The sequence below is a fragment of the Streptococcus infantis genome (genome assembly GCF_047465525.1).
Classification (GTDB): Bacteria; Bacillota; Bacilli; order Lactobacillales; family Streptococcaceae; genus Streptococcus; species Streptococcus infantis_R.
This window is the reverse complement of the sequence record NZ_JASGZS010000013.1, coordinates 13,781-28,605: the sequence shown is the minus strand read 5'-3', so window position 1 is coordinate 28,605 and position 14,825 is coordinate 13,781. Positions and strand designations below refer to the sequence as shown.

Here is a 14,825-nt window from a genome sequence, read left to right as displayed (position 1 = left end):
TTTCTCTCCTAAAGGAGAAGGTTCTTTTGGGATTTTAAAGGAAATAATATGAAAAAATATGTTTTTATGCGTATCTTGCGGTCGTTGGTTTCTATTTTCTTAGTAACGACCTTGATTTACACAATCATCTATACGATGGTTCCACGGAAGTTGATCTTCAAACAAGATACTAACTACAATAAAATTGCAACCACGGCTGATAAACGTGATAACTATGAAAATACCGTCTTTGAGCGTATGGGTTATATCGAATATTACGATACGAAAGAGTTGCAGGAAAAAGCTAGTAGCATTGACTCTTCTGTTACAGTAGATGCAAATGATACAAATAAAGCAATCTATGAAAAATATATCCAACAACTTGGGAATGGTTGGACTCTAGGTGAGTTTACAGAGAGTGGACAATTCTACGCTACACGTGAAATTCCTATTTTTGAGCGTGTGTTCAAATTCTATGCAAACTTGCTTGATATTGACCATACAAACAAGATCCAAGACCCTGAGAATCCTAACTTAGAGCGTTATTTGCGCTTTGAGAATGACCCTGCTATCGGTTGGTCTCTTGTGGGTTCAGGTACTAAACACAAATACCTCTTGTACTTCAATAGTCAGTTCCCATTTGTTCACCAAAACTTTGTCAACTTAAACCTAGGAGATTCTTATCCAACTTATGCCAATACTCCTGTTCTTCAAGTAATCACACAAGGACAAGGACAAACCAAGACTTCAGAAGTTCAATTCCCAACTGGTAAGAAAACATCATCAGTTAACATTTACTCAAGAACTTATAAATCTCCGAGTCAAGCTGATGCTCGTGAAGTAGCGAACTACGGTAAAGATGATCCATATACAGCTACTGAAAGCAACTATCAGTACCCATCAATGATTGCAAGTTCTGCTATCACTGGTTTGATCGGTCTTGCGATTTCATATGCGATTGCAGTTCCTCTTGGTTCAGCAATGGCTCGTTTCAAGAATACTTGGATTGACAGCCTCTCTACAGGTACTTTGACCTTCTTGATGGCCCTCCCAACGATTGCTCTAGTTTATATCATTCGTTTGATTGGTTCTTCTATCGGATTCCCAGACTCATTCCCAATCTTGGGTGCTGGCGATTGGCGATCTTATGTCCTTCCATCAGTCATTCTTGGTTTACTTGGAGCACCTGGTCTAGCTATCTGGATTCGTCGTTACATGATTGACTTACAATCTCAAGACTTTGTCCGTTTTGCTCGAGCTAAAGGTCTTTCTGAAAAAGAAATTTCTAACAAACACATCTTTAAAAACGCTATGGTACCACTCGTTTCTGGTATCCCAGGCTCAATTATTGGTGTTATTGGTGGAGCAACTCTTACTGAAACAGTCTTTGCCTTCCCAGGTATGGGTAAAATGTTGATTGACTCTGTAAAAGCATCAAACAACAATATGGTAGTTGGTCTGGTCTTCATCTTTACATGTGTTTCAATTTTCTCTTACTTGATTGGAGATATTTGGATGACTATTATTGACCCACGTATTAAATTGACAGAGAAAGGAGGCAAATAATGTCTACGATTAGTAATGATAAATTTCAATTTGTAAAACGAGATGATTTTGCCTCTGAAGCAATTGATGCTCCTGCCTACTCATATTGGGGTTCTGTCTTTAGACAGTTTTTGAAGAAAAAATCAACAATTATCATGCTTGGTATTTTGATCTCCATCGTATTGATGAGTTTCATCTATCCAATGTTTTCTGATTTTGACTTCAATGATGTAAGTAAGGTAAATGATTTTAGCGCTCGTTACATTAAGCCAAATGCTGAACATTGGTTTGGTACAGATAGTAATGGTAAATCTCTCTTTGACGGTGTCTGGTTTGGAGCACGTAACTCTATCTTGATTTCCGTAATTGCGACCTTTATCAACGTTGTTATTGGTGTTATTGTCGGCGGAATCTGGGGTATTTCAAAATCAGTTGACCGTATCATGATGGAAGTTTATAACGTTATCAATAACATCCCTTCACTTTTGATCGTTATTGTTTTGACTTACTCTATCGGTGCAGGTTTCTGGAACTTGATTTTTGCCATGAGTGTAACTACTTGGATTGGTATTGCTTATATGATTCGTATCCAAATCATGCGTTACCGTGATTTGGAGTACAACCTTGCTTCACGTACACTGGGAACACCAACCCATAAGATTGTTATTAAAAATATCATGCCTCAATTGGTTTCTGTTATTGTTACAACTACATCACAAATGCTTCCTGCATTTATCTCATATGAAGCCTTCCTGTCATTCTTTGGACTCGGCTTGCCAATCACAGTACCAAGTTTGGGACGTTTGATTTCGGATTATTCTCAGAACGTAACAACCAATGCTTACCTCTTCTGGATTCCATTGACAACTTTGGTCTTGGTATCCTTGTCACTGTTCGTAGTTGGTCAGAACCTAGCGGATGCTAGTGATCCACGTACACATAGATAGGAGTAGACATGATAAAAGGAAAAAATGTAATTTTGACTGCTCAAGATATTGTCGTGGAATTTGATGTTCGTGACAAGATTTTGACAGCTATTCGAGGTGTCTCCATCGATCTGATCGAGGGAGAGGTTCTCGCTTTAGTTGGAGAGTCAGGTTCAGGTAAATCAGTTTTGACAAAAACATTCACAGGAATGTTGGAAGGAAATGGTCGTATTGCACGAGGTAGTATTAATTACCGTGGCCAAGAATTGACCAGCCTTACATCTAATAAAGATTGGGAAAGTATTCGTGGTGCGAAGATTGCAACTATCTTCCAAGATCCGATGACAAGTCTAGACCCTATCAAGACAATTGGAAGTCAAATCACAGAAGTTATTGTTAAACACCAAGGCAAGACTGCTCAAGAAGCTAAAGAGATGGCTATTGACTATATGAATAAGGTTGGTATTCCAGATTCTGAGAAACGTTTTGACGAGTATCCTTTCCAATATTCTGGGGGAATGCGTCAACGTATCGTTATCGCGATTGCTCTTGCCTGTCGTCCAGACATTCTTATCTGTGATGAGCCGACAACAGCTCTTGACGTGACCATTCAGGCACAGATTATTGATTTGTTGAAGTCACTTCAACACGAATACCACTTTACAACAATCTTTATCACCCACGACCTAGGTGTCGTAGCAAGTATCGCTGATAAAGTAGCGGTTATGTATGCTGGTGAGATCGTCGAGTATGGTACTGTTGAAGAAATCTTCTACGACCCACGTCATCCATATACATGGAGCCTCTTGTCAAGCTTGCCTCAACTTGCGGATGACAAAGGTGAATTGTACTCAATCCCTGGAACACCTCCATCGCTTTATACTGAATTGAAGGGAGATGCTTTTGCTCTTCGTTCAGATTATGCTATGAAGATTGACTTCGAGGAAAAAGCACCTCAGTTTGCAGTATCTGATACTCATTGGGCTAAGACATGGTTGCTTCATGAACAAGCTCCAAAAGTTGAAAAACCAGCGGTGATTGCAGATTTACACGACAAGATTCGTGAAAAGATGGGCTTTACACATCTTGAGGACTAGGAGGAAGGAAATGTCTGAAAAATTAGTAGAAATTAAAGACTTAGAAATTTCCTTCGGTGAAGGAAGCAAAAAGTTTGTCGCTGTTAAAAATGCGAACTTCTTTATCAACAAAGGAGAAACTTTCTCACTTGTTGGAGAGTCTGGTAGTGGTAAGACAACAATTGGTCGTGCTATCATCGGTCTTAATGATACCAGCAAAGGTGATATCATCTTTGAAGGTCAAAAAATTAATGGTAAAAAATCACGTGAACAAGCTTCGGAATTAATCCGTCGTATCCAAATGATTTTCCAGGACCCTGCTGCAAGTTTGAATGAACGTGCAACGGTTGACTATATCATTTCTGAAGGTCTTTATAACCACCATTTATTTAAAGATGAAGAAGAAAGAAAAGAAAAAGTTCAAAATATCATTCGTGAAGTGGGACTTTTGGCTGAACACTTGACACGTTACCCACATGAGTTTTCAGGTGGACAACGTCAACGTATCGGGATTGCCCGTGCCTTGGTTATGCAACCTGACTTCGTTATTGCGGATGAGCCGATTTCAGCCTTGGACGTTTCTGTACGTGCCCAAGTTTTGAACTTGCTCAAGAAATTCCAAAAGGAATTAGGATTGACTTATCTTTTTATCGCCCACGATTTGTCAGTAGTTCGTTTCATCTCTGATCGTATCGCGGTAATTTATAAGGGTGTCATTGTTGAAGTGGCTGAGACTGAAGAATTGTTTAACAATCCAGTTCATCCATACACGCAAGCACTTCTATCAGCTGTTCCTATTCCAGACCCAATCTTGGAACGTAAAAAAGTTTTGAAAGTCTATGATCCAGATCAACATGACTATGAAACTGATAAACCTTCTATGGTAGAAATTCGTCCAGGTCACTATGTTTGGGCAAACCAAGCAGAGTTGGAACGCTATAAAAAAGATTTGAAATAAGAAAGAGTTTTGTAATCTTGGTAGAATAATTCTATTAAGGTTATGAAACTTTTTTGTTTTTGCAAAAAAAACTAGTTTAAAGATAGACAACTATATACCCGAAAACATGCTAATACTCAATGAAAATCAAAGAGCAAACTAGGAAGCTAGCCGCAGGTTGCTGAAAGCACGGCTTTGAGGTTGCAGATAAAACTGACCTAGTTTGGATTTGAGTATAAGACTAGTCTTCAATGACTCTTGGAGGAGAGACCAAAGAAGCTGTTATTCTTTGAAAGTGTATTGAATTTATACAGAATGGAATGGATAAAACTACTTTCAGATAAGCTTTTATGAATCTTCAAAATTAAAATCACTTTCTATTTAAAATATCAGTCTTGCATTGCCTTCCTTTATGTGCTAGAGTTATGGTAACGGTTACAAAAAAAGGAGGGTTTTATGAGAAATCCAGCACTAATAGAAGAAATGAAAACTTACAGAGGGCGTGATGAAGTTCCGCAAGACTTTGACGATTTTTGGGATGGGGAAATAGAGAAGGTTTCAATCTTGCCAGATTACCAACTAGAGGAACGTGAATTTCGTATTCCAAACGTGAAGTGCTATGAACTCACCTTTAAGGGCACTCGGGAAGGCCTTGTTTATGCACGTGTGGTCTTACCAAAATCTGAACATAAAGTACCAGTTATTTTTCACTTCCATGGATATATGGGACGTTGTTGGGATTGGACAGATATGTTGGCCTTTACAGTCGCTGGTTATGGTGTCGTATCTATGGATGTCCGTGGTCAGTCTGGTTACTCACAAGATGGCTTGCGCTCGCCACTCGGAAATACAGTTAAGGGCCAAATCATTCGTGGTGCAGTAGAAGGAAAAGAGCAACTCTTCTATAAGGATGTTTATCTTGATATTTATCAATTAGTTGAGATTGTAGCTAGCTTCCCACAAGTGGATGAGGGGCAATTAGCAAGCTATGGAGCTTCTCAAGGAGGGGCACTAGCTCTAGTGGCTGCGGGGCTAAATCCACGTATCAAACGTACAGTTGCTATTTATCCATTCTTATCAGACTTTAGACGAGTGCTAGAGATTGGAAATACCAGCGAAGCCTATGATGAGCTCTTTCGTTACTTTAAGTTCCATGATCCATTCCATGAGACTGAAGAGCAGATTATGGAAACACTTAGCTATATCGATGTAAAAAATCTTGCCCATCGTATTAAGGGGGAAGTTCGGATGATTACTGGACTTGATGACGATGTCTGCTATCCAATCACTCAGTTTGCTATTTACAACCGTTTGACTTGTGAAAAGAGTTATCGTATCATGCCTGAATACGCTCATGAAGCCATGAATGTTCATGTCAATGATCAAGTTTACAATTGGTTGTGTGGTAGTGAGATCCCCTTTACCTATCTTGGTCACTAAAAATTGAAAAAAGCTCTGTAGTTTCGAATGAACTACAGGCTTTTCTTTATGTGCCCCAGATAATGAGAAAGTAGTTTCAGGTAGTTTGAAACTTCTAAACATCTTTGAAAGTAGAATCTATTATAGATTTTAAAGTCTAAAATTTAGAATATTTATTATATAATATGATTAAGATAAAAGGTGAAAGGAGTATAGCTAGTTGCGAATCTTTTAACTTGGAATTTTTAAAAGCGCAACAGCATTTCATTACAAAGAATGGCAATTCCATTCAATAATACAGTTTCTTATTTGCATCTAGTCTGAGTGGCTAAAAATTTTAAGCAAAAAAGAAAGCGCTTAACTTTATATAAAAACGGAAGGGAACACATGAATCAGAGAGATTTTGATAGAAAACAGAGATATGGGATTCGGAAATTTGCAGTTGGAGCAGCTTCAGTAGTAATTGGAGCGGTTGTTTTTGGTGCTGCACCTGCTTTGGCTCAAGAGGCGCCATCAACGAATGGTGAAACAGCGGGGCAATCTTTGCCAGAATTGCCTAAGGAAGTAGAGACAGGAAATCTGACGAATCTCGATAAGGAGCTCGCAGACAAATTGGCAACGGCAACAGATAAGGGCACAGAAGTAAACCGTGAAGAGCTGAAAGCAAACCCAGGGCCTGAAAAACCAACAGAAACAGAAGCATCAAACGAAACTCCAGCTACAGAGAGTGAAGACGAAGAAGAGGTTGGAAAAATTCCTCGTGACTTTTATGCAAGAGAGTTGGAAAATGCCAATACTGTTATAGAGAAGGAAGATGTTGAAACCAATCCTTCAAACGGTCAAAGAGTTGACATGAAGGAGGAGCTAGACAAACTTAAAAAACTTCAAAATGCGACCATTCATATGGAGTTTAAGCCAGATGCATCTGCTCCACGTTTTTACAACCTCTTCTCAGTCTCTAGTGATACCAAAGTAAATGAGTATTTCACTATGGCCATCCTTGATAACACAGCTATCGTTGAAGGTCGTGATGCAAATGGAAATCAATTCTATGGTGATTATAAAACTGCTCCTTTGAAGATTAAGCCAGGTGAGTGGAACTCTGTAACCTTTACAGTTGAAAGACCAAATGCAGACCAACCAAAAGGTCAAGTTCGCGTCTATGTAAATGGTGTCTTGTCGCGCACAAGTCCTCAGTCTGGTCGCTTCATCCAAGACATGCCAGATGTCAACCATGTACAAATCGGTACAACAAAACGCACAGGCAAAAACTTCTGGGGCGCTAATCTTAAAGTCCGTAATCTGACTGTTTATGACCGTGCTCTTTCTCAAGAAGAAGTTAAAAAACGTAGCCAACTTTTTGAAAGAGGAGAGTTGGAGAAGAAACTTCCTGAAGGAGCAGAAGTTACTGATAAACTGGATGTTTTTGAAGGTGGTGAGAACCGCAAGCCAAATAAAGACGGCATCGCGAGCTACCGCATTCCAGCCTTGCTGAAAACGGATAAAGGAACCTTGATTGCTGGTGCAGATGAGAGACGCTTGCATCACTCTGACTGGGGCGATATCGGTATGGTTGTTCGTCGTAGTGATGATAAGGGCAAAACATGGGGAGATAGAATTGTCATCTCAAATCCTCGTGATAATGAGAATGCCAGAAGAGCTCATGCGGGATCACCAGTCAACATTGACATGGCCCTAGTCCAAGATCCGAAAACTAAGAGAATCTTCTCTATTTTTGATATGTTCGTAGAAGGTGAAGCTGTTAGAGATTTACCAGGAAAAGCACCACAAGCCTATGAGCAAATTGGAGATAAGGTTTATCAGGTTCTATACAAAAAAGGTGAAGCAGGACGTTATACAATACGTGAAAATGGTGAAGTCTTTGACCCTGAAAATAGAAAGACAGAATACCGTGTTGTAGTTGATCCTAAGAAACCAGCTTATAGTGATAAGGGTGATCTTTACAAGGGTGAAGAACTGATTGGTAATGTCTACTTTGATTACAGCGACAAGAATATCTTTAGAGTTTCAAACACCAACTATCTCTGGATGTCTTATAGTGATGACGATGGAAAAACTTGGTCTGCACCAAAAGATATTACATACGGCATTCGTAAGGACTGGATGCACTTCTTAGGTACTGGACCTGGTACAGGTATTGCCTTACATTCAGGACCTCATAAAGGACGTCTTGTTATCCCTGCCTACACTACAAATAACGTATCCTACCTAAGTGGTTCTCAGTCTTCACGCGTCATTTACTCAGATGACCATGGTGAAACTTGGCACGCTGGTGAAGCGGTCAATGATAACCGTCCAGTAGGTAACCAAACAATTCATTCTTCAACTATGAATAATCCAGGTGCTCAAAATACTGAGTCAACTGTTGTTCAGTTGAATAATGGGGATCTCAAACTCTTCATGCGTGGATTGACAGGTGATCTTCAAGTAGCGACAAGTAAAGATGGCGGAGCAACTTGGGAAAAAGATGTAAAACGCTATTCAGATGTCAAAGACGTCTACGTTCAAATGTCTGCCATTCATACGGTGCAAGATGGTAAGGAATATATCATCCTCAGTAATGCAGGTGGGCCAGGACGTTACAATGGTCTGGTGCACTTAGCGCGTGTGGAAGCTAATGGAGATTTAACTTGGCTCAAGCACAATCCAATTCAAAGTGGCAAATTTGCCTATAACTCCTTGCAAGATCTTGGAAATGGTGAATTTGGCTTGCTTTATGAGCATGCAACTGCCACTCAAAATGAATACACCTTGTCTTATAAGAAATTCAACTGGGATTTCTTAAGCAAGGATAGAATTGCTCCAACAAAAGCAACTGTAAAAAATGCTGTGGAGATGAGCAAAAATGTCATTGCTCTAGAATTTGATTCTGAAGTATTGGTGAATCAACCACCAGTTCTTAAATTGGCAAATGGGAACTTTGCGACTTTCTTGACGCAATACGATACAAAAACATTGCTTTTCGCAGTTAACAAGGAAGATATTGGTCAAGAAATTACAGAAATCATTGATGGTGCAATTGAGAGCATGCATAATTTGCCTGTAAGTATTGAAGGTGCAGGAGTCCCTGGTGGGAAAAATGGTGCAAAAGCAGAAATCCATGAAGTTCCAGAATTTACAGGTGCAGTCAATGGTGAAGAAGGTGCAGTTCATGAGGCTCCAGCCTTTGATGGTGGTGTCAATGGTGAGGAAGCCGCTGTTCATAATGTGCCAGACTTCTCAGGTGGTGTGAACGGCGAAGAAGCGGCTGTTCATGAAGTTCCAGCCTTTGAAGGTGGAGTCAATGGTGAGGAAGGAGCTAAGGCAGAAAGTACAGAGTTCGAAGGCGGTGTGAATGCAGTAGAATCCGCTAAGTTAGATTCTCCAGAATACACAGGTGGTGTAAATGGAGTAGAGGCTGCTAAGTTAGAAGCGCCAGAATATACAGGTGGTGTCAATGCAGTAGAATCCGCTAAGTTAGAAGCGCCAGAATATACAGGTGGTGTCAATGCGGTAGAATCCGCTAAGTTAGATTCTCCAGAATACAAAGGTGGCGTCAATGGATTAGAGTCCGCTAAGTTAGAGGTTCCAGAGTATACAGGTGGCGTCAATGCAGTAGAATCTGCTGAGTTAGAAGTTCCAGAGTACACAGGTGGTGTCAATGGATTAGAGTCCGCTAAGTTAGAGGTGCCAGAATATACAGGCGGTGTTAATGGGCTAGAAGCAGCGAGTACAGAAGTTCCAGCCTATGTAGGTGGTGCAAACAGTGCTGAAGCTGCTATCCATGAGGTCTCAGAGTATAAGGGAGAACAGTCAATTGTGGTTCAAGCTATGGCACAAGATAAAACTTATCAAGCCCCTGCTGCTCGTCAGCAACTTCTTCCTGAAACAGGAAGTGAAGCTGTTGCTCCTCTCGCCTCTCTAGGACTTGTAGGCATGCTCCTAGGTATATTTGCCATGGGCAAGAAAAAAGAAGATCAATGAAATAGTTAAAACCAACGAAATTCATAGAGAAATTTGATCTTATATTAGAAAGGGTCGTGACTAGAACTAGTTACGGCCTTTTTGATCTAGATAAATCAGGAGTCAAATAGTTAATACTCTTCGAAAATCAAATTCAAACCACGTCAGCTTCGCCTTACCGTACTCAAGTACAGCTTGCGGCTAGCTTCCTAGTTTGCTCTTTGATTTTCATTGAGTATAAGTTTGAGATAAAGTTCATTAAAAAAACGATTCAACTGAATGAAGCAATTTTATGTTAGAAAAATCCAAAGCACCCGAAAGTAGTTTCAAATGTCTGAGTTTATGTTTCGAAAACTGAAAGTGAAATCTGTTCTATATTCATCTATCTTAAAATAGGAAAATTTATTATATAATGAGAATAAGATAAAATTTGAAAGAGCGAGTGTAACCATTCGTGAAAAAGTAATTTTTGTCATTTAGTCAGATGGCTAAAAATTTTAAGCAAAAAAGAAAGCGCTTTATTTTCGAAAATGAAAGGAAGAAAGATGAAGCATAATCAGTTGGATAGAAAACAACGATACGGAATTCGCAAATTTACAGTAGGAGCCGCTTCAGTAGTGATTGGAGCAGTTGTTTTTGGTGCATCGCCAGTATTGGCACAAGAATCAACAACTACCAATAAGGAAACGATAGAACTAGGAGTAGAGAAGGATCAGGAAGAAAAAGCAGTAGATACTGAAAAGAGTGCGACAGAGTCTAATGGGGTAGATACAGTCACACATGCATCTACAGAAGCACATACTGGAACAGAGACAACTGCAACAGCAGAAACGGCAGAAGCAACTAGAGAAACAGAAAAAGATCCAGCTGCGCTTCCACGTGATTACTATGCTAGAGAGTTGGAAAATGTCAACACTGTTCTTGAAAAGGAAGATGTAGAGACTAATGCTGCAAATAGCAATAGAATTGATCTGACAGAGCAATTGGACAAACTGAAACAGCTTCAAAATGCGACCGTTCATATGGAGTTCAAACCAGATGCTTCTGCGCCAGCATTTTACAACCTTTTCTCAGTCTCAAGTGATAAGGTTCGAAATGAATATTTCACCATGGCTGTTTACAACAACGTTGCCTTGATTGAGGGCCGCGATCAAAACGGCGATCAATTTTATGATAGATACACAGACGCACCATTAACAGTCAAACCAGGTCAGTGGAACTCAGTAACCTTTACAGTTGAAAGACCAAGTGCAGATTCTCCAGATGGGCAAGTTCGTCTCTATGTAAACGGAGTTTTGTCACGAACAAGTAAGAAATCAGGACGCTTTATCAAAGATATGCCTGATGTGAATCATATGCAAATTGGTACCACAAATCGTGCAGGAAGTATGGTTTTGGGGGCAGGCTTACAAGTTCGTAATCTAACGGTTTACGATCGTGCCTTGAGTCCAGAAGAAGTTCAAAATCGTAGCTACCTATTTGAAAGATCCGAATTAGAGAAAAAGCTTCCAGAAGGAGCTGAGATAACAGATAAAAAGGATGTCTTTGAAGCTGGTAAAAATGGGCAGTCAAATCCAGATGGTATTAATAGCTATCGTATTCCAGCCCTCCTTAAGACTGACAAGGGAACTCTGATTGCTGGAGCTGATGAACGTCGTTTGCACCACTATGACTGGGGCGATATCGGTATGGTCGTCAAACGAAGTGAAGATCAGGGTCAAACATGGGGCGATCGTATCACACTTACGAATCTACGCGACAATCCAAAAGCTAATGATCCATCCGTTGGTTCACCAGTGAATATCGACATGGTCTTGGTTCAAGATACTGAAACTAAACGTATCTTCTCAGTCTATGATATGTTCCCAGAAGGAAAAGGTATCTTTGGGATGTCAGCTGAAAAAGAGGAAGCTTATAAAGAAATTGATGGGAAAACCTACCAAATTCTCTATCGTGAAGGAGAAAATGGAGCCTATACCATTCGTGAAAATGGTGTTGTCTACACACCAGATGGTCAGGCAACAGATTACCGTGTTGTTGTAAATCCAGTCAAGCCAGCCTATAGCGATAAAGGCGACCTTTATCAAGGTGAACAACTACTAGGAAATATCTACTTTACAAGCAATAAAACCTCTCCGTTTAGAATTGCTAAAGACAGCTACCTATGGATGTCTTACAGTGATGATGATGGTAAAACTTGGTCTGCACCACAAGATATTACCCCAATGGTTAAAGCTGATTGGATGAAATTTTTAGGTGTGGGACCTGGAGTGGGCATTACCCTCCAGAATGGACCTCATAAAGGTCGGATCGTCGTTCCTGTCTATACGACGAATAGAACAAACCACCTCAACGGATCTCAATCATCTCGTATCATCTACTCAGATGACCATGGTAAGACTTGGCATATGGGTGGCGGTGTCAATGATAACCGTACACTTTATGATGGTACAGTAGTTGATTCAAGCAACATGAACAATTACTACGCTCAAAATACGGAAGCTTCTGTTGTTCAATTGAATAATGGTCAGTTGAAACTCTTTATGCGTGGTTTGACAGGTGATTTGCAGGTTGCGACAAGTAATGATGGTGGTATTACATGGGACAACTATGTAGCACGCTATGATGTACCTGATGTTTATGTTCAAATGGCGGCGACTCATACGGTTCAAGATGGTAAAGAGTACATCCTTCTAGCAAATGCCAATGGCCCAGGTCGTAAGAATGGTTATATTCGAGTGGCTCGCGTAGAAGAAGATGGCGAGTTGACTTGGTTGCATCATCATTTGATTCAAGAAGGGGAATATGCCTATAACTCACTTCAACAGATCGGACCAAAAGAATTTGGTCTCTTGTATGAACATCATGAAGCTGGTGGCAATCCTTATACTCTATCCTTCAAGAAATTCAACTGGGATTTCTTGACGAAGGAAAGAATTTCTCCTAAAGAAGCCAAAGTTAAAAATGTTATTGAAAAATGGCCAGGAATTCTTGCAGTAGAGTTTGATTCAGAAGTTTTGGTTAACAAAATCCCAACACTTCAGTTGGCAAATGGTAAAAAAGTAAACTTCATGACCCAGTATGATACTAAGACTCTTCTATTTACAATAGATAAGTCAGATCTTGGTCAAGAAATAACTGGACTTGCTTTTGGAGCAATCGAGAGCATGCATAACCTTCCAGTGAGTCTTGAAGGAGCAGGTATTCCTGGAGCAGTTAATGGTAGCGAAGCGGCAGTTCATGAATTGCCAGCCTTTGAAGGTGGTGTCAACGGTGAGGAAGCTGCAACAGCCGAAGAAAATCCAGAATTTACAGGTGGAGTCAATGGTAGTGAAGCAGCTGTGCATGAAGTACCAGAATTCGAAGGTGGGGTGAATGGCGAAGAGGCTGCTGTAACGGAGCTTCCAGAGTATACTGAACCTATTGGTACAGTAGGCGAAGAAGCAGCACCGATAGCAGAACTTCCAGAATTCACAGGCGGAGTTAATGGTAGTGAAGCAGCTGTGCATGAAGTACCAGAATTCACAGGTGGAGTCAATGGTATAGAAGCAGCGGTTCATGAACAACCAGAATTTACAGGTGGTGTGAATGCAGTAGAAGCAGCAAAAGCAGAATCTCCAGAATTTGTAGGTGGAGTCAATGGTAGCGAAGCAGCCGTACAAGAAGTACCGGAGTTCACAGGTCAGCAGTCTATTGTATCTCAGACTATGGCACAAGATAAGACCTATCAAGCGCCTGCAGTTCGTCAAGATGTTCTTCCTAAGACAGGAAGTGAAGATGCCTCTGCCCTTGCTTCTGTAGGACTTGTGGGGATGCTCCTTGGTATGTTTGCTTTGGGGAAGAGAAAAGAAGATTAGTCAAATCGTTAAAATTGAAGGTTTCCTTAGTGAAACTAAATCTTATACTCAATGAAAATCAAAGAGCAAACTAGGAAGCTAGCCGCAGGCTGTACTTGAGTACGGCAAGGGGACGCTGACGTGGTTTGAATTTGATTTTCGAAGAGTATTAGTTAGAAAGGGTCGTAACGAAAATTAGTTACGGCCTTTTTCTTTCATGTTTGCGAGAAAAAGGGCTGGTTTCAAGATTTAAGAGGTGTTGGGATAGATTTTAGGTCCCTGAAACTACTTTCAGAAGAAACTGTTGCATAAAATTGTTTTGAAACTCCAATCTATTCTAGCACAAGTTATTGAAAGCGCTTTAATAATAAGCTATAATAGTCACATAAACACAAAGGAAAAGAAAAGGAGGAAAGTAGATGCCACAAATTAGTAAAGAAGCCTTGATTGAACAAATCAAAGATGGAATCATCGTTTCTTGTCAGGCACTTCCTCATGAACCGCTCTATACAGAAGCGGGAGGAGTTATCCCCTTGTTGGTGAAAGCAGCTGAACAAGGTGGCGCAGTCGGTATCCGAGCAAACAGTGTTCGAGATATTAAGGAGATTAAAGAGGTCACTAAACTTCCGATTATCGGAATTATTAAACGTGATTATCCACCACAGGAACCATTCATCACAGCGACTATGAGAGAGGTAGATGAGCTAGCAGCTCTTGACATCGAAGTCATTGCTCTTGACTGTACCAAGCGTGAACGTCATGATGGCTTGGAGATCCAAGAATTTATCCGTCAGATCAAAGAAAAATATCCAAATCAACTCTTGATGGCTGACACAAGTATCTTTGAGGAAGGTCTAACAGCAGTTGAAGCGGGAATTGACTTTGTCGGAACAACCTTATCAGGTTACACTTCTTACAGTCCAAAAGTGGATGGCCCAGATTTTGAACTCATCAAGAAACTCTGTGATGCAGGGGTGGACGTCATCGCTGAAGGAAAAATTCACACACCAGAACAAGCTAAGCAAATCCTAGGTTACGGAGTGCGAGGTATCGTAGTTGGTGGCGCTATTACTAGACCAAAAGAGATTACGGAACGATTTGTTGCGGGTCTTAAATAACACAATATAAAAAACGAGGAGAGTGG

The 14,825-nt window shown here is 40.4% G+C and carries 8 protein-coding genes; all 8 read left to right on the top strand.

Annotation, left to right across the window (positions count from 1 at the left end; translation table 11 throughout):
• Positions 1 to 48 precede the first annotated feature (48 nt).
• The 8 genes from QM374_RS06195 to QM374_RS06160 all read left to right on the top strand — a co-directional run bounded on the left by QM374_RS06195 (position 49) and on the right by QM374_RS06160 (position 14,799).
• Positions 49 to 1,545 carry an ABC transporter permease gene (locus QM374_RS06195; protein WP_000761009.1) on the top strand — a complete coding sequence of 499 codons (1,497 nt, stop codon included), beginning with the start codon at positions 49 to 51 and terminating at the stop codon, positions 1,543 to 1,545.
• Positions 1,545 to 2,471: an oligopeptide ABC transporter permease OppC gene (gene oppC, locus QM374_RS06190; RefSeq protein WP_000104373.1), complete on the top strand. Its 927-nt coding sequence runs from the start codon at positions 1,545 to 1,547 to the stop codon at positions 2,469 to 2,471. The genes QM374_RS06195 and oppC overlap by 1 nt, the downstream gene beginning before the upstream one ends.
• 8 nt (positions 2,472 to 2,479) lie before the next feature.
• Complete coding sequence (locus tag QM374_RS06185; protein WP_414311188.1) at positions 2,480 to 3,547, top strand: ABC transporter ATP-binding protein; 1,068 nt, start codon at positions 2,480 to 2,482, stop codon at positions 3,545 to 3,547.
• A gap of 10 nt (positions 3,548 to 3,557) precedes the next feature.
• The gene (locus QM374_RS06180; RefSeq protein ID WP_001291283.1) at positions 3,558 to 4,484 is read left to right on the top strand and encodes an ATP-binding cassette domain-containing protein; all 927 of its coding nucleotides are present in this window, start codon (positions 3,558 to 3,560) and stop codon (positions 4,482 to 4,484) included.
• 435 nt (positions 4,485 to 4,919) lie between these two features.
• On the top strand, positions 4,920 to 5,903 hold the full coding sequence (locus tag QM374_RS06175) for an acetylxylan esterase (protein WP_414311187.1): 984 nt from the start codon (positions 4,920 to 4,922) through the stop codon (positions 5,901 to 5,903).
• 366 nt (positions 5,904 to 6,269) lie between these two features.
• Positions 6,270 to 9,866: an SIALI-17 repeat-containing surface protein gene (locus tag QM374_RS06170; RefSeq protein WP_414311186.1), complete on the top strand. Its 3,597-nt coding sequence runs from the start codon at positions 6,270 to 6,272 to the stop codon at positions 9,864 to 9,866.
• A 524-nt stretch (positions 9,867 to 10,390) separates the two neighbouring features.
• Positions 10,391 to 13,702, top strand: coding sequence for an SIALI-17 repeat-containing surface protein (locus QM374_RS06165; RefSeq protein ID WP_414311185.1), 3,312 nt, complete (start codon positions 10,391 to 10,393; stop codon positions 13,700 to 13,702).
• 398 nt (positions 13,703 to 14,100) lie between these two features.
• Positions 14,101 to 14,799, top strand: a complete 699-nt coding sequence (locus QM374_RS06160) for an N-acetylmannosamine-6-phosphate 2-epimerase (protein ID WP_414311184.1) — start codon at positions 14,101 to 14,103, stop codon at positions 14,797 to 14,799.
• Positions 14,800 to 14,825: the final 26 nt, after the last annotated feature.

Coding starts and splice junctions, on each gene's coding strand:
- oppC (WP_000104373.1), top strand. CDS start 1,545: ATGTCTACGATTAGTAATGATAAATTTCAATTTGTAAAACGAGATGAT.
- QM374_RS06195 (WP_000761009.1), top strand. CDS start 49: ATGAAAAAATATGTTTTTATGCGTATCTTGCGGTCGTTGGTTTCTATT.
- QM374_RS06175 (WP_414311187.1), top strand. CDS start 4,920: ATGAGAAATCCAGCACTAATAGAAGAAATGAAAACTTACAGAGGGCGT.
- QM374_RS06165 (WP_414311185.1), top strand. CDS start 10,391: ATGAAGCATAATCAGTTGGATAGAAAACAACGATACGGAATTCGCAAA.
- QM374_RS06185 (WP_414311188.1), top strand. CDS start 2,480: ATGATAAAAGGAAAAAATGTAATTTTGACTGCTCAAGATATTGTCGTG.
- QM374_RS06160 (WP_414311184.1), top strand. CDS start 14,101: ATGCCACAAATTAGTAAAGAAGCCTTGATTGAACAAATCAAAGATGGA.
- QM374_RS06170 (WP_414311186.1), top strand. CDS start 6,270: ATGAATCAGAGAGATTTTGATAGAAAACAGAGATATGGGATTCGGAAA.
- QM374_RS06180 (WP_001291283.1), top strand. CDS start 3,558: ATGTCTGAAAAATTAGTAGAAATTAAAGACTTAGAAATTTCCTTCGGT.